Here is a 21203-nt window from a genome sequence, read left to right on the forward strand (position 1 = left end):
TTATGAAAGAGATTTTTTCATTTCCCACCCGAATGATCACAAATAAATCTTTTATCTTTCGGCCAGCGTCCATGAGCCTCATTACAGAGATAACGGTACTGCGAAGGCTGCTGAAGAAGCGCTATTCTAATCATGCTGTTATAAATATTTGGATCATTATGAGTTTTTAAGAAATCGTCTGCCCATTTTTGAAAAGCATACAGCAGTGTGAGATCGCGATCTTTATTAAATCTTAAAAGCAGAGCCACATGATAATCAAAATCAACGCGTGCTCGCTGGCTATAGCGATTTGGAAAGGCCGACATCGTTTTTTCGGGCTCTACCACAAATGCCTGCAGGCCATTTTTTTCAATTTGTGTCAACTTTTGCTGCGTTATCAAACCGGTGAACGAAAAATAAATCATAAAAAAGGGACAATGATCCCCAAAAAATTCTTGCCCGTAAAAATCTCGGTTTTATTTGCACTCCATTCTTCATTATTTCTTCTTTAACAGGTGATGCAGCCACGCCAGCAGCGAGCAGTAATAGCACTATTACCAGAGCATAAGCTGCCGACTGATAAAGAGGATATTCCAGATTCATATGTACTGCTACAGGCAATAAAAACGCCACACCATACCACTTTAGTGCCCCTCGTTCCCATAGTTGCCTGATGACACCAGCAACGATTAGCACTCCCCCACACAGAGCGATGACTCCACCTTCTACCCAGGCAAAAAGTAATTCGTTGTGAGGATGCGTTACCGTAGCGGCTTCAAGACCGGGCCAGACAGTCGAGGCCAGTTGACCAAAAACCGCCTCAAAGCTGCCATAACCCTGCCCTGTAATAGGTGACTGCATGATTAATTCTGTTGTCAACCGCATCATATAAAAACGGGCGCTATTCGATGAGGTTTTAACGATAACGGGCAGAAGCGGGCCAGGGAAAAAAATGGGTAAAACATACAGGATGAAAAGCCCGCATCCAGTGCCTGTCAGCAACAGTATAAGAGCAGTATAAGATCTGGTACGTTTTTCTGTGAACCCCTTCCACAGAACAATACCTGCACCGCCAATGACACCAATAAAAGCGGCTCGGGATTGAAGCACGACGATTATGCCCGCCAGTAATGCGATACTAAAACCATAATAATAACGTAATATCGTTTTCTGTTCTGTTTTATTCCTGTTAAAAACGAATAACAGACATACCAGACCTGTTGCCAAAAAAGAAGAAAGCACATTAACTTGCTGAAAACTTCCGTAAGGCCTTTCACCCGGCGAAAAAATCAATTGTAGAATGACGTAACCAGCCTGGAGTAAACACGCATTCACAATGACATGCAAAAATAAGTAACGAGATTTTAATCGGTAGGATAACGTGTGATTAAGGGTTAAATAGAGAAAAATTAATACAATCAGAGCAACAACTCGTGACAAAGCATTTTGAAACCAATCAAGATCTCGGGTAAGAAAAAGGGGGAAACACCATAAAATCACGCCCAATAAAATCACTCTCTCTCCGCCTGAAAGCGAGGATATTTTGACCCCTTCAAATTGTTTAGAAAAAGCACAAAACAATAAAACAAGAGCGATAACAAGCCATGTCAATAAATTTTGCGGCAGTGAAAGTCCTGAACCGCCGCTATTAGGCAAAACATATAAGAATCCACCACACAACCAACACATGATAACACCTGATATATACATATGTATTTTAGGCATCATCTTTTTATTAGTTAAAACTTTCATAGTATTTATCGCAGGATGCGTTCTTATAAGAAAAATAAATTTATAAAATCAATCTTCTGACATAACAACCACAGAACTGGCACTAAAAGCACCTAATCGAATATCCTTGACCTTTACGTCTGGATTGCGGAAAAGATAAAACCTCACGGTTTTTTCATGAATACCATTTTGATAAACAGTGCTTATGCTCTGTGCGTCCTCCTGCGCAAAGTGTCCATCAATATAAGGAACAATTTCGACGCCGCTGGAGGATGTATAGATAGTACGATATTTCCCTACCATTGAATTATGCAGAACCTCCATTTTTAAAGAGATACCCGCGTCACGCGTACAGGTAACAGGGATATTAATCTCTTTATAAATTGCGGCAGGATCTTCTGGGCTGGTAGTTAGATCTGTTCTTGTAACATTCCCGAAACGAACATGAATATCTCTGCCCCGGTTAATGTAACAGGTCGCTGCTTCGACCGGTAGTGGTACACCGTCACTGCATGAATAAGATTCATTGGGATCGACATAATAAGCATTATCCGTGCCATCCATATTTTGCAACGCAACACAAAATGATGCTGATGGCTGATTTTGTAATGCACTGGCAGTCCCACCAAAGTTAGGCTTCGATTTGGATATCGTTTTAGTTGTATTGAGAGTGTTAGTTGTCCGTGTATGCAATTGAAAATTAGCTGTTGAAATTGTACATTTTACTGCCTTTTTGCTCTGACAAAAAAACAACACTGCATTATAGTTTCCACTATACTGTGGATAAACTTTGTAGCCGTCTAATTCAGTGACATGGTTAGTCCCTGTGGGCATAGACCATCCTTCACCTATCAAAAATCCGGATTCAAGCCCTTCCTGAGTTGGATGGCAGTCGCCAAAACCCAGCAAACCATCCGTCATATGTTTTGATCCCTTAGGACAACTTTTGGGTAAAGGAATGCCTTTAACATTCGCCAGGGAAGTAACAGGAAGCCCAATGAGTAAAAGAAAAATTATTCCTGAAAGGTATTTTAAATAGTAATGCTTAATCATATACCACCGTCATGCTGGCAGAACCGGAAAAGTCATCGCCTTCCAGTGTTTTGGTTAACTGTTTAACTAATATTACTTCGAGTTGAGGCGGTGAAGCCAAATTAACCCTTTTTTTCTCATGAATCGTCATTGGTGCACCGTCCATCAGAATTTGCATTCCTAAGCCATTAATGCTGGTTTCAATCGTTTTTTCATCATCGAATCCGGCAGCTTTATTACCTTCTAATTTAAAAAAAACGTTATAGCCCGGCGTAGCATCCGAGCAAATAAATTCATACCGCAACGATTTTTTATATTTCCCGGATGAGATTTTATTGGGATCTACCGCATCAAATACAATATCCATAGATTCGTTGTTATTAATGATGCACCAGGGAGAAGTATCGAGTCTGGTCTGCATTAATACAAATGCGGAAAAACCACAAGATCCCGTTACTTCACCATTATCATCTACCTCGCTCTGACAACCATCATTACTACCGTCGTAAAAGGCTAACGCAAAATGAGAGGATATGCATACTATGAGTATGGCAATTGAAAAGAATATCCTGTTTTTTTTTCATATTATTGAACACATTAATTAGGTTGGACAATCACATTGACGACGGCAAATAATGACATATTATCCTCTAAGTCAGCACCATACGGATCCAACTGAATTAACTGAAACGCCATACCTGTATTTTTTCCTACACGCATCCAATGAGGCCGCTGAGTGGTCACAGGATTTCCATTAAACAAAAGTTGTAAACCTAAAGATTTTACATACTTGAATAGAGGGAGAGACAGTAGACTCATTACACTGTTTTTTTGTCCCTTGACGGTACCGTAGACAGGATACACCTGAACCAGCATGTAACTTTCCAGTGCCAGTTCGCCAGTGCAGGTAAATTCGACGTTGAAATTTTTACGATATTTTCTGTCTAATATATAGCGGCCATTGTATGATCTAAATACCACTTCACCAAAATTATAATTATAGACGTTATCATTTTCGATAAGACCGCTTAGTGCATCACCAGGTCCGGGATTAAGTCCTTCAACGTTAAAATAACACATGCCGGGATCGGTAACGATATTGCCATCAAAATAAATATTAGTTTTAAACGTTTCACCAGCATTAGCATCAAAAGCATAAAAAAAGACACATAACGCAGCCATCATCAAAGTCGAATTCATTTTCTTTAGAGAGGTGTTTAACATCATTCATACCTCAAAGTGAAGTTTGCTGTTGCTGTGAAATCACCAAGCATTACAGTTTTATTTTTTACCGCCTGAGGTTCACCTTGTATATAAGCACCCAATACGAAAAAAACATCATCATTATTGACAGAGCCCCGAACAGGCGAATGACTGTTAATTAAAACGGGGGAACCATTAACACCCCCGGACTTTAAACCTATTGCAATGCCTTCGGCCTGCCCGGATATATGAAGAAAACCAGGAAGTGTTTCACTTTCTACTCCACTGAAATCTATGGTCAATTCATTCCCCGGCTGGCAATTTTTCGCAGTGATAGTAAATTCTTTTGCTAAATCAGGCGAGTATGAATAAATGTCTTTTACGTTCACCTCTGAAAAATCAACCAGATGATCTTCACTAGCATCAATAACTTCACAGGTCGATATAACAAGTTTTCCTGAAACATTGATATTATCAATGTCAACAAATTCATCACTTGCAGAAGTCTTTACAGATAATAAAAAACCCGCAGTAAAAAGAATGATAATTGCAATAATTTTTAAGTGACGATAAATAAACATGTTATTCATAATCGACCTTGAAATTGGCTACCGCCCAAAAATCACCAAATAAAACTTGTGATTTCGTTTTAACGACCGATACAAAAAAAACAAACCGCTCTGTTTTATGAGAGATAAAGTACTTACCGCCCCGCTGATTTAATGAGATCATATTCATATCTTTGTCGCTTATTTTTAACGCAATCCCTTTGGCCCCCTGTACTTTCAGCAACGAAGTGAAGTCGTCATCAGCTAATCCTGAAAATGTAATCGTGGCTAATGGTTCTATATATGAAAACAGATTTTTTTTCCCAGGCATCTCTGATTGATCTTTAAATGAACGATAACAATCAGTCAGCCGGATACTAAACCTTACTGGTGTCGTCTCACTTCCTGGCTCTTCAAGCTCAGCCACATTTAATACACCTAAATCAATTTGTTGTAAAACCGAATTAAGATCCAGACGGCACGCGCCTTCGCTTAGTAAACCGTTCACAACAATTTGGCCATGCTCTCCCTCCACCTGCCAGGTATCATCTACTTTCGATGTGGCACTTACAAAAAATGAAGAAAGAATAAGACAACCAGCATAACACCCGGGTACTAGTCTACTTTTTAGATGTCTCAGGAGAACGTTGAACAAAATATTTAACCTGCTTTCTGCTCGGTGACCTTACAAGCATTACCTGAGCAACTAAAAATTAATTTTGGTCTTCCCCCCCAGTCGTTTATGTAAGTCAATACGGGTTGGGCTCCTAATTTTGCCGCACTCATTTCAACTATTTCGCTACTTTTCGGTGCAATCATTACCGATTTAAAATCATTGTTACTGGCAGCGTTATTAGCACTCATGTTGACTATCGTAATATAGTATCCCGTTGGATTGATAATACGGTAACGGTCGCCTTCACGACGCAATGTTAATGCTGTCTGAGGTACATCTCCACTTGCTAACTTAAGTGCCTCTGGTCGGTAAAACATTTTTATACGTGTTTGCAATGCAATCTGCAGCGTATTCGGTTTTTTGCTTTTAGGAGGGATTTCCCGGACATTAAAATAGTAAAGTGACTCTCTGTCTTGAGGATGTGAACTTCCCGCCATGGTCTGTACTTTGATTTGACCTTTTGAATTGGGTTCAATACGTTGCAAAGGGGGGAGCGCAATAAACTCGTTTTCAAGTTTTTTGCCCGAATCATCTTCAACCCATGACTGTGCCAGATAAGGGGCTTCTTTATTGTGATTAGTAATCGTTAATGTCTCAGATTTTTTATCGCCGTTAATAATCAGACGCGTGCGATCGAGTCCTACAGCAGCATTTGCTGCAGGAATAGTCATCACCATGATTGACGTTATAAAACGCAATAGAAACTTTCTGTTGTTCGTAAGCATATAAACCTCTAATTTAGCAATTCACAGGAAGTAATGTTTAAAGGCGTTTAAAAATAGTGGTTTTGCGTTAACGCAAGCCAATAATAAACATTACTCATTAATACAAGGCAGTAATAAGCTAGCAGTCTTTTCGTCTAGTTTTTCAGGAAGAATAAAGATACATCGTTCTTTGCCGTTCCAGCTTACATCCATTTTTCCACCCGGTTTCATACCAGATAGCCAGACTCTTCCGTTTTCAGCAATGATACCCGTCTGGATTTTATCTTCATTTTTTACCATCGCACCAAAAGGCGGAACAGAACCATCTTCGAGTTTGACGATAGCCATTCCTTTTTGTCCGGCTAAAATACCAAATTTGCGATAGCCGATAGCGCCCTTAGTCAGGGTATCTTCAACAACAGAACGCGTCGCTTCAACATCATCTGGTAATTCATCCAGATCGATATTAACGTTGCTGCGATAGTAACTATTTATGTCTGTTACCACGGCCTTACCAAAGTAATTGGTTTTGACATCGTTTCCGCCCCCGGAGACAGCAACATCACTGATCCCTGCCGTATCTACCATCAGTCGGGTGCCATCAACACCGGATGAGCGGTGGAGTGCTGCGCCTTGTGCTGTTGCTGTCATTCCCCCTTCTACAGACAGACCCAGTGTACGATATCCATTATTTTCAAATCCGGCGGAGGCAGTCATTTCAGCTATACTGCCCGTGTAGTCGAGATAGCCATTAATCGAATGTTCACCATCCGAAGACGTGCCAATATCGACGTTGTAATCACTGTTATCGCCAAGGTTGTCACGCCAACCCACGTTTTGGCTTTGCGTCCCGCCTGAAGTTTGACCACTGTAGGACAAGGTACCTTCGCCAAAAGGCAGAGACAGACTTAAATAAACACCATCGTCATTAGTGTGATCATATTGTGTTCGATAGCCGGTGAGACTCAGACTGGCATTTTTGAAGCGACCCATATCAAAATTGCTGGAAAGTGAAAGATTCCATGTATCACTCGCAGCACGCTCCCAATAAGTTTGGTGGTTATAACTCAGGTATATTCCTGCATTAAGCTTTCTGAGTTGTTTTGCAATGGTAATGGTATATAACTCTTTACCCTTTCCCGGATTACTGTAAGCCGACGTTCTTGAGCTTAAAAACTGTGACATCGTCATATAGTTGCGGTCAGAAAACCGATAGCCTGCAAAGGTAATTTGACTATCATAATCATCAAACCGTTTGGAATAACTTAAACGGTAAGAGTTTCCTTTTCGGGTAACATGTTCATTTAATTTAGCCCGCGCTGAGGTGACATCCAGAGAAAGGGCGCCTAATGCTAATAAGTCTCGTCCCATACCTGCCGCAACGGTCAGGTAATCATTGGCAAAAAGCCCACCACCATAGACTGACCAGCCATTTGAGATCCCCCACGACAGTTCACCCGTAGCAAAATGAATATTTTGTGTGTGGTGTTCGTAATCCGATGGCTTACCTATTGCCAGTTTATAACGCACACTCCCTGGCCTGGTCAGGTAGGGAATCGTCGCAGTATCGACCTGAAATGTACGTCTGGTGCCATCCTGTTCCTGAATAGTGACATCCAGTTTGCCCATTACCGCATTATTGAGATCCTGAATGCGGAATGGCCCGGATGCTACTGTCGTTTCATAAATAACGCTGCCCTGCTGACTTACTGTTACTTTAGCGTTGCTTTTGGCCACGCCCACAACTTCTGGCGCATAGCCCCGTCAGTTTGGAGCAAGTTGCGCATCATCCGACGTTAAACTGGCACCTGTAAAACGAAATGAGTCAAATATCGTTGAGGGTAAATAAGATTCCCCTACTGTCAGTTCAGACTTGAGCGATTTGATGGCGCGAAAAATATAAAACCGGTCCCATTTGAAATTTTTCCTTAAAGTACCATCTTTACCAGATTCACGTTCATAATCGCCCTGCCAGTTTGCGCGTAAGCGCCAGGGGCCTATGTTAAATCCTGCCACCCCATTACCGCTTAATGACTGTGCATCCGAACTAGATTTCGACTGAGTGTGTCTCGCATTCAAGTAGTAATCCAGAATAAATCCCGGTATGCCGTCATCCCAGCGAGAAGGTGGCTCCCAGTTTTCAGAAGTATATTCCAGCAGAGACTGCGGTATATTAATTTTTAATATACCCGACCCCAAATCAGGCGTGACTGTCATGCCCGGCAATGAATTTACATCCAGACACTGGCCATCCTGCCACCAGCCTGCTTTTCTTATTTCATTTTCTTTAAAACCAAAGCGGCTGACTAAATCAGGAGAAAGGCACGCTAAAGAATCATCAGGTTTATCTTGAGGGGATAAGTAGCTAACTTTTTCCTCTGGAAATTCAGATTTATTAACAACAACATTGAATAGATATTCACCCGGCATCAAATAACCCGCGCGTGAGAATCGATTAATATCGACTTCATTACGTTCTTTAACGTCGAGCACGTCAATATTAAATTCCACCTCATCGCTGGCCGCGATAACACTTTCAGACATAAAACATGCGATGAATACGGCAAAGGCGACAGGACAAATGGATAACGTGAGATTGCGATTTTTATAATTCTGATTTCTCATAATATTTTATGTCAGGGAAAAAATTAGTAATAATCAACTTTGAAACGCACAACAGCACGGAATTTCCCCGAATGCATATGGTGCGCATCTCCAACAATCCTCATTTGATAATCGAGTGTTTGTCTGCCTTGCGTGAGCTGACCAAATGGCATCGGTTTACCTGGAAAAGCATAATTACCAGCCATGTCTTTAATTTCGATGCCTATACCGCTGGCACCACTGACACCAAATAATTTTCCATCGGGGATTCCATCAAAAGTCACCTGGAAGTGGGTTTTATCTCCGCCAGTGGTATTGGAATCAAAAAGCGAGCAATGAATAAGATGAATAGAAAAATTTCTGGTGAAGCCTGCGCCATCATGAATGAGTTCACCTGTCGTTAACGCTGGTATGTCAATAAGCTGCTCTCTGTCATTGACTTCTATGGCACAGGGAGCATCAAGAATGCTGCCTTGCATACCGACAACACCCTGTCCATGTTCCTGCGAGTGGCAAATTCCAGATTCAGGCACGCATAATGTCAGTATGAAAGGCAGCATCCATAAAAATTTTTTCAATATTATTTCCATAAAAGATGCCTTTCCTGAAAAGGCATGAGCAGATCACGCTGCTCATGCAATCGAAGGCTAATGTATAATATTAACGTTCGCTTTCTGTCTTATTTATAAGCCAGAGTAAAGTTTGCTACAGAGGTGAAATCACCTGGGACAATAGTTGCGGAAGCACCGTCGCCCTGCAGGTATGCAGAAAATGCCAGGGTGTTAGTCCCATCCTGAATATCATGTGCAGGTGAAGCCTCACCCAGTTTGATGATCTGACCGGCACCATTGGTGAGAGCAATTGATGCACCACTGGCCGTACCTGTAATACCTAACAGATCTTTATTACCTGCAGAAGCTGCACCGGTAAATGTTGCCGTTACGCTGTTAGAGGTTGCTGTATCGCACTGTTCAAGCTTGATGCTAAATGCTTTAGGTGCTGATTTTCCGCCATTTTTCAGCGCAGCATTGGTCACTTCACCTAAATCCACAGTCTGATTTGCAGACTCTGCAGTGATCGAACAAGGTGCATCAACAATTGAACCTTTGAAGTTGATTTCGCCATGACCCTGGTCAGCTGCAGTAGCGCCAAATGCAACCATCATTGCACACAGTCCGATTGATTTAACCGCTTTATTCAATTCCATTACAACAATCCCTTAAACTTAGATTTTTTATAATGCGAAATACGCATTCATCGCTCATACGCTTAATGAAAAGCATGGTTGCAGAAGAGAACCTATGTGCTTCTGAACGGAATAAATAATAATACCGACCTGAATTAATCAGCCAGAAAAAATCATGCAAACTATAACAACGAGATATTTACTCATCTTGCTCCACACCCAAATTAAACATAAAGATAATAAAACCAAACAAAAGCATATAAGAAGTACAAAATATCGCACATGGTTACATTAATAGCGTTTTATTAAGTTAAAAACCTTTTAAAATAGCTCAAAAAACCAATCAAAAGACAATCGCGGCATAGTTATCGACTTATTTATTAGTGAAAAAAATACAAAAGAGACGGAACCCACTTTTTCTTTAAAACTTACACAAACTCCCGGCAAAGGGTAATTTCATGCACCCATTAATTTATTATTAAAATAATACCTTATGCAACTGCATCTCAACACTTAAGCACGCTATAAAAACTTTAATGTTATTGCGAGAGGTAATATCAATGCCATTGATGAGATAAATAATAGTTATTAATAACAGTAATAAAACACAGGATTGTTAATTACGGTAAAAGACAGGAAAAAAAGCCAGCGTTAGCCTGTAACGCTGGCTTTTTTGATGCTGAGGATAAATCGTCAATTACACAAGTGCTAGCGCCCCAAATCCCGCAACTTCTCACCCGCCATCAAATTCTTCTCAATCCGCTCCAGCGTGACATTCTTGGTTTCCGGCACCAGATAAACCGTTATTACGATAAACACCAGATTAAAGCCGGTATAAAGCCAGAACGTGCCCGCCGCGCCAATGCTGCCCAGCAGGGACAGGAAGGTGGCACCGATAATCATGTTTGCCACCCAGTTAGTGGTCGTCGAACAGGTGATACCAAAGTCGCGGCATTTAAGCGGCTGAATCTCAGAGCACAGGATCCAGACGACAGGCGCTGCGCTCATCGCATATCCACCGATACACAACATGGTCATGCCCACAGAAACCCAGGATAACCCATGGCTGATCTCTCCCTGTCCCGCTTTCATCAGGCAATAGCCCAGCACCAGCGTAGCAAACGCCATGACTGAGAAACCAATTTTCAGAATCGGTTTTCTGCCCGCTTTATCTACGGTAAAAACAGCAATAAAAGTGGCAAACATAAAGGTCAGGCCAACAATGACCGTGGCGATCATCTGCTCCTGTGTGCTTTTAAAACCCGCCATTTTAAAAATCTGCGGCGCGTAATACATAATGATGTTCATCCCGGTAAACTGCTGCATGCCCTGTAATAACATGCCCAGAAAGACCGCACGCCTGACGTTCCTGTTACTTTTAAACAGCGAAAAACCCCCCTGCTTCATGCGCAGACTTTCCCGAATCTCGTTCAGTTCCTGACGGGCTTTTTCAGACGTATCGCGCAGCATCCGCAAGACATCTTCTGCTTCAACATGCATACCTTTTGCTGCCAGCCAGCGCGGGCTGTTCGGCAAGAAAATAACCATGACAAACAGTACGACGGCGGGGATAGCCAGGACGCCCAGCATGGCTCGCCAGTTACCGCTGTAGCTAAAAGCCGTATCCGATACAAAAGCCAGTACAATGCCCAATGTAATCATCAGTTGATACAGACTGATCATTTTGCCACGGACGTTTTCGGTTGCCATTTCAGACAGATAAAGCGGTGCGGTATAGGAGGCTACGCCCACAGCCAGGCCCAGCAGGAGGCGAAAGATCAAGAGCATTTCAATGCTGGTTGCACCGGCTGAACCCAGCGATCCAATAGCAAACAGCACTGCGCCCGCCATCAGACTGTATTTGCGGCCAAGACGATGTGATACCCAGCCATTACATACTGCCCCTATTGCGGCACCCAGCATCATGATGCTCACCACCCATTCCTGCTCATGGCTGCTCAGATTAAAGTGATGGGTGAGAAACGGCAGTGCCCCTGAAATCACGCCAATATCCAGTCCAAACAGCAGTCCTGCTAACGCAGCGGAAACAGAGATAAACAGGTTCATACGGCGAACTTTTTGCTTATGTTCGCTTTGAAGATTGAAAGTATTTACATGAGACATCATTAAGCTCCGCTCACACAACATGTAGTGTCCATGCAGCATATAAAGCAGAGACAGCGGGCGATGAGGGCAAATAAGGTCTGGATATGGACGATTTTACTGATCTCACTCTAAGTGTGATGGAGATCTCATCGACAGAGTGAGCGTCTGTTTTTCGTTTTATGACGTAATATTGCTACACGTCTTTTCTGGCGATAATGTGTAAAACAATCCATTGATGGGCCGCTTAATGCGGCGGACTGTTCAGGTCCGGCAGACACTCTGCAATACTTCACCACTGACGCAGTATATGAATTAAAGCGCTGTCAACATCGCTAAAAATCTGCCCTGGCCGCAACCGGTCTGACGATATGATGTATCGCCCAGACACCCTTCATAACAGAATCCCCCTTTATAATGAAAGCCAGCCACGACTCGCCCGCTTGAATCTCGTTCCAGGCTTATTTCGTTGTCGAGGGTTTATTCGCCGCACTACGGAAATACAATACTGCTCAGCAAAATGCATAACGTTTATCAGGATAGGACAGGACGAAGGAAATGGTGTGCGCCGTTTTGGTTCAACCTGTTTTAATGACTGTCCTGTTTGAGCTCTGAGCATAACCTGATCTACTGAATGATCGTTTAAACCGTTTCCAGAACAGGCTGCCGTGAATACGTGCTTCAGTTGCGGAGAAAAGTGAACACAGGAAATTAGTCATGACCGGCATCATTTTATTATTACTGCTCATTCTCATCTTGCTTCTGATTCAGGAAGTGCTTGATGAGCGTTATTCACCTCATTATGAAAGTGAGGATTACGATTAAATTTTCGTATTTCTGTCATGGCTTTCAACCTGAACGCTTATAATCGTTCATGACCACCCGACCTGTTTACACCGTTATCGTTTCTGGATCAGCCCAGTTATAAACCGCAAAGACCAGCCGGATATCGCCAGCTACGCTCCCATACCTACAGTGCATATTGTCAATAAAATACGATTTAAGCGAGTCGGGCAAGCTGGCAGCGCGATAGCGAAGTATTGTCGTATGCCAGAATTCAGGCGGGGTCGTTTTTCCACTGTGCCTTTCGAGCAGTAAATCCCGCCACGTCGCTGATGACATCAACGCATTCCAGAACGCAGCTCTCTGCGCGACTGCGCTGCCGTCAGGAAAACCTGCCAGCAACAGCTGATCGGGAAGCGCGAGCAAACGCAATCCCTCCACCCTGAGTGATGAATCCGTTACGCACTGGCGGAAGGTGCCAGTCACTTCGCTTATCATCGGGATTTGCTGGCGCTCGTGATAACGGGCTGGCGTGAGCGGCAGGAAGGTGACATGAAAGTTTTTTGCCTGCATAACATCTGCAAGTGGGTCATCGCGGGTTAAACGGCGGATGTCGTCAAGAAGAGCAAGGATGTCGGGATTCAGATCAGGCAAAATGCCACAGCTCAGCGCTTTAAGCCCGTCTGGGTAAAAGAATTTTTCAGGATGGTGATGCGCTTGCCTGTTTTCCTGTTGCCACAGCCGCAGGGTTTTACTGTTTCGGTCTGCATAGAGAGCGTCAAAATAAGCCGCCTTTTTCACCTTCTCTCCTGAATGTCCCTGAACGATGTGTCCACAGCATAGCCAGACGAGCAAGGAAATACAGCACTTTCTACAGCGGATATATTCCGGCCCACTTCACGCAGGTGGGCCGGCAGACTTAATCTGGCTGTTTATCGCCGGATTCTGGCGCGTGGGTTACATCATCTTCCGCGCCGTCGGTGCCGCCTTGTGACGGGCTTTTTTTCCCCGGTTGATAATCCGGATGATCACCCTCTACTGGTCTTTCTGTCATACAGGCCTCTCTGGTTAGCAAACCGAACACTAAGTCTGGTTCACAAAAAGCGGGTAAGCACAGCGGCTTCCCCTCGTGGGATGGCGCTGCACGTATCCGCTTTCACAAAAGCATTGATATCACGCACTTTTTTTTCGCTACATTGACTTAGCGAAAATACCGACCAGACTTATCAGGCGAGCTGTTTTTTAAGTGTGTTAATCACGAGGGAAAGAGATGAAAAGCATTTTGAGCGGTCTGTTAATTGTTTCCAGCCTTTTAATGATGTCGGGTTGTCAGCAGGACAGCAGCGCCGTCGGCAACGATGGTCGCCCGCATGCGCCAAGCGGTCAGTCAGTGCCTGGCGGTCCACTGGGTAAAGGGCCGGTTGGCCAGCCGCAGGCATAAAAAATCCGGCCATGTGCCGGTTTTTTTATGCCTGCGCAGAAGCCCACCTGTGGCTTGAACTTTATGTACGTAACCATCATCCGCGACATTACTCCTGCGTAGTATTTAACGGCAATGGTCATATTGCTGCGTGCTGTAACAATTGCACAATGTGGGTTCACACCGCGTTTAAAGGTATCGTCACACCAGATACGGGATATAATCCCCGTCATATCTGTGGCCCACGATAACGAAAGCATTTTCAGGCAATATAAGACCTGGCGCGAACACGGTATCTCAATACATGGTTATTTCAGTAACGCGCAACGGACTGACAACGCCCATGGCAGTCCGCTTTAACGTCAACCTCTCCTGCCCTACTGAATGGACGACGAAAGCCGGAAAACCGGTCTGTATTCCGCCATATCCTTAAACACGCAAAACGCCGGTGCATTCAGTTCAATGATCGGAGAAACCCGCATAAGCTTTTCCAGATAAACCGCTCTTAACCTCTGAAGGAGGCGGCACTCCTCGGCGACCGGCGGGTTAATCAGATATGACACACTGATATGAAACTCGTAAACATCATGATTATGTCGTCTGCAGCGCAGGACATGACTGAGACGATCTCTCAGCCCGCGAATTTTTGTTTCTTCCGCCTGATTCATTGGTGCCAACGAGAGCGAGACGCCGCGCTTTAATACAACAGCCCCAATCCGCATTTTTACGGGAAATTCAGTTACGCTAAAGTCGGTCAGCTTTTGGGCAAATAACCGATCGCACGCCGACATGGGCGCATCGAGGCTCAGGTCTGCGGGCCAGGCCGGCAAATAACGCGCCCTGTCATTCGCACCATTAAAGACGGTCATGTGGTAGCTCGCCGACGGCAGAAAGGTATAACACCGTGCCAGTCCTTCCGCCTTCATGGCCTCCACCATCTCAGAGATCACGCTAACGATTTCGCTTCCCTGATCCAACTGGCAAATGAGCGTGTTACCTCTGAAAGGCAAATATGCACCATCAGCCGCAAATTTTTCACCGATAGCATTCTCTTTCCAGCCGTCGTACTCAAGCACTTCTGACATAGCTTCTGCCCTAATCAATGGATAAATACCTGCGTTTAAGGCGCGCGTGCTTCGCACAACAAAAGACAGCGCCGTACAACATGATCGGCCACGCCTGAAAAGCGTGGCCCCACGGGCTTATGACAATAATGCCGAAACATGACCGTTTTTATTGCGCTGCACGAAGCAGGCAACGAACGCCATCGTGCAAGGCGGCTGCATATCAGCAGCGGAAAGGGGCGCGCAAAGACTGTTAAAATTTTATGTCTCTTTACCCTGCTGCGCCGGACAGACGTTGTATTCCTGTGCTGGCTACCCACGTCGCACGCGCGTGCGATGAAGTTTCATTCTGCAACAAATTTCACGCCATTTACCGCTTATGCCCGGAAGGCTTTTGCCGAAAACATCATGGGCCATATAAAATCTTAACTGGGGTGAAAAATGAAAGTATCGACGCGATTATCTGCTGGATTTGCTTTTTTAATGTTGTTTTTCGTCATTAGCTCTGGGGTTGCACTGAATCATCTGCTTGAAGCCCGAAAAAATATCAACGAAATCGTCAACACTAATCTGAAAAAAGTCACGCTGGCGAATGATGCGGGAACGGCTCTGCGAAATATGCTGGTCGAAGTCAGGAACATGGCCCTGTTTTCTGATCCCAAAGCCATTGAGAATGAATGGGGCCGTTTCGAGGGCCAGAAGGCCGTTTATACACAAAAACGCGCTGAACTGGCCTCGCTGATTGAAATCAACAAAAACCCCGAAGAGCTCGGCCTGCTTAAAAAAGTGCAGGAAAATGAAAACGCCGCGCTTACCACCCTGGCGACAGCGGCCACAATGGGCAGACAGCGGCAACTGACCGGACTGGCGGACTATCTGACCAATGTTGTCCGCCCGCCCCAGCAAATCCTTATTGGCAGCCTTAATGAACTGACCGAGATGCAGCGGGCCTTTGCAGAGCAAACGGCAGAGAAGAGCAATGACTCTGTCAGCCGCATCATTAAGATCTTTATTTTTCTGGTTCTGGCGTCCCTGATTTCTGGCGCCGTGATCTGTGTATTAATGAGCAGGAAACTGATGGCGCAGTTGGGTGGAGAGCCGGCTCAGGCCCAGCAGCTGGCCGCCGCGATTGCGGCGGGTGATCTGACTACGTCCGTTACGTTACGCCGCCACGACAGGAGCAGTCTGCTCGCTTCTCTGGATACCATGCAGGCAAATCTGCGCGGCCTGGTGTCGCAGATTAAACATGCCTCTACTACTGTTGCTCAGGCCGCCGATGAAATTTCCCAGGGCAATACCGAACTGTCCTCACGCACCGAGCAGCAGGCCGCCGCGCTGCAGGAAACTGCCGCCAGCATGGAGCAACTCACGGCCACGGTGAAAAGCAACAGCGCTGGTGCGCAGCAGACGGCTGAATCCGCGCGCGAAACCGCCCGACTTGCCCGTTCCGGCGAAACGGATATGAATCGCATGTCGGATACCATGAACGCGATTGCCATCAGCGCGACCAAAGTGCGGGACATCACCGCGGTAATCGAAAGCATCGCTTTTCAGACCAATATTCTGGCGCTCAACGCGGCAGTGGAAGCGGCACGCGCCGGAGAAGGCGGACGCGGTTTTGCCGTGGTGGCGGGCGAAGTCCGAACGCTGGCGCAGCGCAGCGCTACCGCAGCCCGCGATATCAAAACGTTAATTGAACAGGCCGTAAGCCAGGTTGAAAGCGGTGTTGCAGTGGCGTCAGGCACGGGCGAAAGCATCATGAAGATTGTCGGCATGGTCGGAGAGCTTGCCAGCGCAATGGACAACCTGTCGCTGGCCTCTTCAGAACAAATGCAGGGTATTTCTCAGGTCAGCGTCGCGGTCAGCCAGATGGACAGCGTGACGCAGAATAACGCAGCACTGGTAGAAGAGTCTTCTTCCGCGTCACAGTCACTGTCAGTTCAGGCCCATGCGCTTCGGGGCATGGTGGAAACCTTCCGGGTCTGATTATCATGGCGCGGCGAGACGGTTACTCAACGTTTTTCGCCTGAGGGCAGCAATCCGCCCTCTTTATCGTATCACCACCAGCCCGGATGCCGGGCTTTTTTCATTTGTATAAAAATCGCACTGACCAACAGTGAATATCGGACATGCTGTTATGGTTTTCAGTATGTGCGGGACCGGGCTGCCACCTTCGCTATCTTCATGTCGCTTACATTCGCCGGGGTCGATGAGCGACCCCGGACATTTTCGTCGTGCTGAGAACATCAGACGCAAAGACTACGTTACTTAACCAGATACAGGTCTTTGGTATAGTAGAAACGCAGATGCGACGGCGCGTAGCCGCCTACTTTTGGACTGACCATCTGATTCAGAGCGCCGTAAAAGACCGGAATGACTGGCGTATCATTAGCAATAATATCGCTGGCTTTTTGATAATCCCGGGTCACGGCATCCAGGCTGATATCCATGCCTGCGGCTTTTACAGCGGCATCAAAGGCCGGGCTGGCATAACCCGCCGTATTTTGACTGTCGCCGGTACGATAGGTGTTAAGGAAGGTGGACGGTTCGCTGTAATCGGCGACCCAGGTATAGCGCACCAGATCAAACTGCCCCTGATGCATATTATCCACCATGGTTTTCCACTCCTGGTTTTGCAGGGTGACCCGGGCGCCCAGCACTTTCCCCCACATCGACGCGGCAGCGATCGCGATACGTTGATTATCCTGATTGGTGTTGTAGAGCAGAGTAAAAGTTAAAGGATGGCTGGCGGAATAACCGGCTTCACTGAGCAGCGATTGGGCTTTTTTCACCCGTTGTTCCTGCGTCCAGCCCGCCCATGCTGGTGCCTTGAGCGTCACCTCCCCCATAGATAAGGGCAGCATAGCCCAGGCCGGTTGCTGGCCCATACCGATGACTTTATCAGCGATAATGGTTTTATCCAGCGCCAGGTTGAGCGCCTGCCGCACACGCACATCCGTAAAGGGCGGCTTGCGGTTATTAATTTGAAAATAGAACACGCTGTATATCGGTGTGCTGCGCACGTCTTTTGGCCGCTCTTTTTTCATACGAGGAAAGTCAACGGCAGGGATGTTATCCGTGATGGTAATGCCGCCCGCAAGATAGCGATTAAGCTCTGCGGATACATCGTTGATCGGTAAAAAAGTGACCTTGTTAATTACCGTATGTGCGTTATCCCAATAGCGATCGTTACGGACGAGCGTAATTTTTTCATTTACCACCCACTGGTCCAGCTTAAACGCTCCGCTGCTGACCATATTGCCGGGCCGTGTCCAGGTTTCTCCAAACTTTTTGACATTATTTTCGCTAATCGGGAACAGGGAAGGATGAGCGACAAACTGCAAAAAATACGATACCGGCTGATCGAGCGTGACCTGAACAGTATGGTCGTCCAGTGCCTTAACCCCCAAACTGTCAGTCGGGCTTTTTCCGCTCGTCACCGCATCCGCATTGAGGATGTGGGCATAGCTGGCAAAAGAGGCATAAGGCGAAGCCGTTTTGGGATCGGTGAGACGACGCCAGCTAAATACGACGTCCTGTGCGGTCAGCGGCGAACCATCGGACCAGGTCAGATCCGGGCGAAGGTGAAAGGTCCAGACTTTGTTATCCGCCGTTTCCCATGAGGCTGCCAGCCCGGGCACCACCTTACCGTCGGGCATAGTCTGCACCAGTCCTTCAAACAGGTCATAAAGGATCGCAAAGGCGTCATTCGTTTCCGCTTTTTCAACATCCAGAGTGGGAGGTTCGTCACCGTTACCGCGCACGATTTCCTGTAAGGGAGCCAGCGTCACCCCGGCTGGCACGTTTGCCCCTATGGCGGGAAAGGAAGATAGCAGCCCTGTAAAAATAACCGGCCCACATAAACGGATAGCATATGAACGGCTTACTGGCATTCGTCTGACTCCTGTTGGATAAATTATTATGTGACTTCGCGCCAGCAATGTTGCAATTTATGGGCCAGAGGCGAGGCGCTGTACTGCGCCAGTCTGCCAAAGGTCAGGTGGTAAAAAGCGTTATCACTGCACAGTTTTGATGCAAAATGACAAACGGGCTGTGCCGTCTGCCCCGTTGCGATTAACAGAACTTTTACGCTATGCCAGCAACCCTTTTTCACCCGCTTCACACCTCGACACAGCCAAATTGATAGAGTAATGGGATATCAATCTGGAGCCTGTATGAAAAAAGTCATCCTGTTAGTGATTGCGTTAGCCAGCGTCTCGGCGCTGTCAGGCTGTGTCTGGCCGTTCTGGGGACCGGGCGGTGGCGGCCCAGGGCATATGGGACCGGGCGGCGGACCCGGTGGTGGTCCGGGCGGTGGCCCGCACGGCTAAAGAACCCAGGACGGTTTCTTCATGAAGCCGTCCTGCTTCCCTAATCAAAATCATTCTGGCATTCACACCTGTGTTGCCAGATGCGCGCGACAACTGCGAAATACTGCACTGGAACTTAAATTGACAACTCAGCGTATGACACGATCCGCTGGCAGACGAAGTGCGCCGGCCGATAACACGCTGGGCTTACTGATCATCCTGACCGATCGCCTTGGCCGTACGCGGCGCGGACATTTTAATACGCGCGCTAATCTGCTATGACGGGATCCACCCGGCAACCTCATTCACCTTACCCTGCCAGGAGAACAGCAGCTCACGTGGCTGCATCATAGCTCCCGCCACGTCAACACCATTCGCTTTAATCAGTAACTGGTCAGTGAATTTACCCGTTATCGCCTGCCTCGGGAAATCTGCCACAGTCAGGAAGTGCGTGAGAATGTACGGCATGACGACCGCCCGGGCAGACGCACCTTACATCACGGTGAGCCTGAATTGGGTTGTTTTTTTGCTCCTCAGAGAAATCCATCTGTATTTCTGTGAAGAGTAATAAAGCATGATAATCTTGATTTTTATTGCAAATAAAATTTCCTGAAAATTGAAATTATATATTCTACAGATGAAAGGTGTGATTAAAAAACAAAGCCAGCCACCAGGCTGGGTTTGCTATTTTTAAAAGTATAAATAAAATGCCTGAATTTTTTAGCAGGTAAGCTGAAGCCTGCAGAGTAATCGTTTACTTCATCATACCATCCGTTACTGATATCCATTTCAATTAAAGTTATCAATTAAAAAAAGATAAAACCAGCACTAATTAAAATAACCCCCCTCACTAATAAAACAACCGCATTACAAAATAAAAGTTAATATCACACCCGGGACAAAAAACACGTGCCGAAATCAGTAAAATAGATGATTAACAATAAATCATTAAGCTGTTAAGAATGAAATCAACTCCCTCTCAATGCCATTTTCTATGTCTTTTTTTACAGTATATACTTATTTTCCCACCAGACTTATGATTGTAAGGTGCCATGTGGACACGGTGGAGGTCGATATGAGAAATTTCGGTTTCGTCGTAATAGGTCTGGTTGGTTTTGCTGCATTCAGCGTTGCTTTTTGTGCCCTTTGCCTGACGACATCCGGTGTCATCCATTAGCTGCGCGGGAAATCCACGATATGGCCATTCGTGGCCATTTTGATCAATATCATAACGCCCTCTACCGGCTCTGCCTTATCTCTTCGTTGCAGAGTCACAGCGCTAAGCGGTATCTGAACGTGCAACGACCTGAAAATTTTAACGGAAGGCCTGCGATGTTCAGGTCAGCGATCTTTGCCCTGCGTCTGACTTCTGCTAACTTTGTTATGAAAACGTTAACTTCAGACAAGGCAAGCTATGAATCAGTATGACAACCTCTGGAATGCTATCGAAACGCGCGTTAAGCAGAACAATGATGCCTCAACGCTGGATATGAGCCATTCCGATAATCTGATGGTTAACCAGGTGAAACAACGCACCGCGCAGATATTTATTCTTGAAATCATTTTGGATAAACATCGTAAACAATTTGGCACGCGTTATTTCCCGCTATCCGGCGAAGAAGCGCTTTATCATTTGATCTTTACGCGCACGAATTGGTTACCGGCACAAATCAGAACCCTTTCACTTTCTGATGCACTTTTTGTTATCGCAGAACTGTTTCGCGATGGCAATCTACAGGAAGGCGTCAGAAACTTTCTGGGCACGCAGGGACTGCGAAATGTCTCTTATCCCCTTGATGAGTTTTCAGACAGAGACTGGGCACCTAAGGAAAACGAGGTACATCTGTCCCTTCCCTGAGA

Annotated in this window: 21 protein-coding genes and 1 pseudogene; 5 read left to right on the forward strand and 17 right to left on the reverse strand. The window is 45.8% G+C overall.

Annotated features, from left to right (window positions below):
- Positions 1-17 precede the first annotated feature (17 nt).
- From RAC60_RS07850 to RAC60_RS07915, 14 genes and pseudogenes are all read right to left on the reverse strand, one after another.
- Positions 18-362 (reverse strand): hypothetical protein, encoded by a 345-nt coding sequence (locus RAC60_RS07850; protein WP_375093228.1) that lies wholly within the window; start codon positions 360-362, stop codon positions 18-20.
- On the reverse strand, positions 349-1731 hold the full coding sequence (locus RAC60_RS07855; protein WP_375093229.1) for an O-antigen ligase family protein: 1383 nt from the start codon (positions 1729-1731) through the stop codon (positions 349-351). Before RAC60_RS07855 ends, RAC60_RS07850 begins: the two co-directional genes overlap by 14 nt.
- A gap of 48 nt (positions 1732-1779) precedes the next feature.
- Positions 1780-2763: a hypothetical protein gene (locus RAC60_RS07860; protein ID WP_375093231.1), complete on the reverse strand. Its 984-nt coding sequence runs from the start codon at positions 2761-2763 to the stop codon at positions 1780-1782.
- Positions 2756-3109 carry a hypothetical protein gene (locus tag RAC60_RS07865; RefSeq protein WP_375093233.1) on the reverse strand — a complete coding sequence of 118 codons (354 nt, stop codon included), beginning with the start codon at positions 3107-3109 and terminating at the stop codon, positions 2756-2758. Before RAC60_RS07865 ends, RAC60_RS07860 begins: the two co-directional genes overlap by 8 nt.
- 230 nt (positions 3110-3339) lie before the next feature.
- The gene (locus RAC60_RS07870; protein WP_226374642.1) at positions 3340-3969 is read right to left on the reverse strand and encodes a hypothetical protein; all 630 of its coding nucleotides are present in this window, start codon (positions 3967-3969) and stop codon (positions 3340-3342) included.
- Positions 3966-4535, reverse strand: coding sequence for a fimbrial protein (locus RAC60_RS07875; protein ID WP_050504786.1), 570 nt, complete (start codon positions 4533-4535; stop codon positions 3966-3968). Before RAC60_RS07875 ends, RAC60_RS07870 begins: the two co-directional genes overlap by 4 nt.
- The gene (locus tag RAC60_RS07880) at positions 4528-5148 is read right to left on the reverse strand and encodes a fimbrial protein (protein ID WP_375093236.1); all 621 of its coding nucleotides are present in this window, start codon (positions 5146-5148) and stop codon (positions 4528-4530) included. The genes RAC60_RS07875 and RAC60_RS07880 overlap by 8 nt, the downstream gene beginning before the upstream one ends.
- A 5-nt stretch (positions 5149-5153) precedes the next feature.
- On the reverse strand, positions 5154-5894 hold the full coding sequence (locus tag RAC60_RS07885; protein ID WP_033738770.1) for a fimbria/pilus periplasmic chaperone: 741 nt from the start codon (positions 5892-5894) through the stop codon (positions 5154-5156).
- 90 nt (positions 5895-5984) lie between these two features.
- Positions 5985-8498 (reverse strand): annotated as a pseudogene (locus tag RAC60_RS07890) (outer membrane usher protein).
- Between the two features lie 23 nt (positions 8499-8521).
- Entirely contained in the window at positions 8522-9067 is a 546-nt protein-coding gene (locus RAC60_RS07895; RefSeq protein WP_158281340.1) for a fimbrial protein, read from the reverse strand.
- Between the two features lie 89 nt (positions 9068-9156).
- Positions 9157-9684 carry a fimbrial protein gene (locus tag RAC60_RS07900; RefSeq protein WP_375093239.1) on the reverse strand — a complete coding sequence of 176 codons (528 nt, stop codon included), beginning with the start codon at positions 9682-9684 and terminating at the stop codon, positions 9157-9159.
- 687 nt (positions 9685-10371) lie between these two features.
- The gene (locus RAC60_RS07905) at positions 10372-11790 is read right to left on the reverse strand and encodes a sugar porter family MFS transporter (RefSeq protein ID WP_263756867.1); all 1419 of its coding nucleotides are present in this window, start codon (positions 11788-11790) and stop codon (positions 10372-10374) included.
- 867 nt (positions 11791-12657) lie between these two features.
- Entirely contained in the window at positions 12658-13350 is a 693-nt protein-coding gene (locus RAC60_RS07910) for a hypothetical protein (RefSeq protein WP_375093241.1), read from the reverse strand.
- Between the two features lie 118 nt (positions 13351-13468).
- Positions 13469-13603, reverse strand: coding sequence for a hypothetical protein (locus tag RAC60_RS07915; RefSeq protein ID WP_255421286.1), 135 nt, complete (start codon positions 13601-13603; stop codon positions 13469-13471).
- 216 nt (positions 13604-13819) lie between these two features.
- On the opposite strand from RAC60_RS07915, the gene RAC60_RS07920 reads away from it, so the two are divergent.
- Complete coding sequence (locus RAC60_RS07920) at positions 13820-13990, forward strand: hypothetical protein (protein WP_033738761.1); 171 nt, start codon at positions 13820-13822, stop codon at positions 13988-13990.
- Positions 13991-14346: 356 nt separating this feature from the next.
- Here the strand turns inward: RAC60_RS07920 and RAC60_RS07925 are convergent, their stop codons facing one another.
- A complete protein-coding gene (locus tag RAC60_RS07925; RefSeq protein WP_262959944.1) occupies positions 14347-15054 on the reverse strand; it encodes a DUF1868 domain-containing protein in 708 nt (235 codons plus the stop codon).
- Between the two features lie 138 nt (positions 15055-15192).
- On the opposite strand from RAC60_RS07925, the gene RAC60_RS07930 reads away from it, so the two are divergent.
- The gene (locus tag RAC60_RS07930) at positions 15193-15462 is read left to right on the forward strand and encodes a hypothetical protein (protein WP_262959943.1); all 270 of its coding nucleotides are present in this window, start codon (positions 15193-15195) and stop codon (positions 15460-15462) included.
- 12 nt (positions 15463-15474) lie between these two features.
- Complete coding sequence (locus RAC60_RS07935; protein WP_033738753.1) at positions 15475-17019, forward strand: methyl-accepting chemotaxis protein; 1545 nt, start codon at positions 15475-15477, stop codon at positions 17017-17019.
- A 278-nt stretch (positions 17020-17297) separates the two neighbouring features.
- On the opposite strand, the gene RAC60_RS07940 is transcribed toward RAC60_RS07935, so the two are convergent.
- Positions 17298-18926 (reverse strand): ABC transporter substrate-binding protein, encoded by a 1629-nt coding sequence (locus RAC60_RS07940; protein ID WP_375093244.1) that lies wholly within the window; start codon positions 18924-18926, stop codon positions 17298-17300.
- A 282-nt stretch (positions 18927-19208) separates the two neighbouring features.
- On the opposite strand from RAC60_RS07940, the gene RAC60_RS07945 reads away from it, so the two are divergent.
- Positions 19209-19364: a hypothetical protein gene (locus tag RAC60_RS07945; protein WP_164483040.1), complete on the forward strand. Its 156-nt coding sequence runs from the start codon at positions 19209-19211 to the stop codon at positions 19362-19364.
- Between the two features lie 255 nt (positions 19365-19619).
- Here the strand turns inward: RAC60_RS07945 and RAC60_RS07950 are convergent, their stop codons facing one another.
- Positions 19620-19811 carry a hypothetical protein gene (locus tag RAC60_RS07950; RefSeq protein ID WP_375093246.1) on the reverse strand — a complete coding sequence of 64 codons (192 nt, stop codon included), beginning with the start codon at positions 19809-19811 and terminating at the stop codon, positions 19620-19622.
- Between the two features lie 946 nt (positions 19812-20757).
- Between RAC60_RS07950 and RAC60_RS07955 the strand changes: the two genes are divergently transcribed.
- Positions 20758-21201 carry a hypothetical protein gene (locus RAC60_RS07955; protein ID WP_039342951.1) on the forward strand — a complete coding sequence of 148 codons (444 nt, stop codon included), beginning with the start codon at positions 20758-20760 and terminating at the stop codon, positions 21199-21201.
- Positions 21202-21203 lie beyond the last annotated feature (2 nt).

Origin of the sequence: Pantoea sp. BR_17 (assembly GCF_041955125.1) — a bacterium.
GTDB classification, from domain to species: Bacteria; Pseudomonadota; Gammaproteobacteria; order Enterobacterales; family Enterobacteriaceae; genus Pantoea; species Pantoea stewartii.

What these genes read in the sequence shown, in the direction of transcription:
- RAC60_RS07855 (WP_375093229.1), bottom strand. Translation starts at nt 1,731, where the DNA reads ATGAAAGTTTTAACTAATAAAAAGATGATGCCTAAAATACATATGTAT.
- RAC60_RS07860 (WP_375093231.1), bottom strand. Translation starts at nt 2,763, where the DNA reads ATGATTAAGCATTACTATTTAAAATACCTTTCAGGAATAATTTTTCTT.
- RAC60_RS07865 (WP_375093233.1), bottom strand. Translation starts at nt 3,109, where the DNA reads ATGGATATTGTATTTGATGCGGTAGATCCCAATAAAATCTCATCCGGG.
- RAC60_RS07870 (WP_226374642.1), bottom strand. Translation starts at nt 3,969, where the DNA reads ATGATGTTAAACACCTCTCTAAAGAAAATGAATTCGACTTTGATGATG.
- RAC60_RS07875 (WP_050504786.1), bottom strand. Translation starts at nt 4,535, where the DNA reads ATGAATAACATGTTTATTTATCGTCACTTAAAAATTATTGCAATTATC.
- RAC60_RS07885 (WP_033738770.1), bottom strand. Translation starts at nt 5,894, where the DNA reads ATGCTTACGAACAACAGAAAGTTTCTATTGCGTTTTATAACGTCAATC.
- RAC60_RS07895 (WP_158281340.1), bottom strand. Translation starts at nt 9,067, where the DNA reads ATGGAAATAATATTGAAAAAATTTTTATGGATGCTGCCTTTCATACTG.
- RAC60_RS07900 (WP_375093239.1), bottom strand. Translation starts at nt 9,684, where the DNA reads ATGGAATTGAATAAAGCGGTTAAATCAATCGGACTGTGTGCAATGATG.
- RAC60_RS07905 (WP_263756867.1), bottom strand. Translation starts at nt 11,790, where the DNA reads ATGATGTCTCATGTAAATACTTTCAATCTTCAAAGCGAACATAAGCAA.
- RAC60_RS07915 (WP_255421286.1), bottom strand. Translation starts at nt 13,603, where the DNA reads ATGACAGAAAGACCAGTAGAGGGTGATCATCCGGATTATCAACCGGGG.
- RAC60_RS07920 (WP_033738761.1), top strand. Translation starts at nt 13,820, where the DNA reads ATGAAAAGCATTTTGAGCGGTCTGTTAATTGTTTCCAGCCTTTTAATG.
- RAC60_RS07925 (WP_262959944.1), bottom strand. Translation starts at nt 15,054, where the DNA reads ATGTCAGAAGTGCTTGAGTACGACGGCTGGAAAGAGAATGCTATCGGT.
- RAC60_RS07930 (WP_262959943.1), top strand. Translation starts at nt 15,193, where the DNA reads ATGACCGTTTTTATTGCGCTGCACGAAGCAGGCAACGAACGCCATCGT.
- RAC60_RS07935 (WP_033738753.1), top strand. Translation starts at nt 15,475, where the DNA reads ATGAAAGTATCGACGCGATTATCTGCTGGATTTGCTTTTTTAATGTTG.
- RAC60_RS07940 (WP_375093244.1), bottom strand. Translation starts at nt 18,926, where the DNA reads ATGCCAGTAAGCCGTTCATATGCTATCCGTTTATGTGGGCCGGTTATT.
- RAC60_RS07945 (WP_164483040.1), top strand. Translation starts at nt 19,209, where the DNA reads ATGAAAAAAGTCATCCTGTTAGTGATTGCGTTAGCCAGCGTCTCGGCG.
- RAC60_RS07950 (WP_375093246.1), bottom strand. Translation starts at nt 19,811, where the DNA reads ATGCCGTACATTCTCACGCACTTCCTGACTGTGGCAGATTTCCCGAGG.
- RAC60_RS07955 (WP_039342951.1), top strand. Translation starts at nt 20,758, where the DNA reads ATGAATCAGTATGACAACCTCTGGAATGCTATCGAAACGCGCGTTAAG.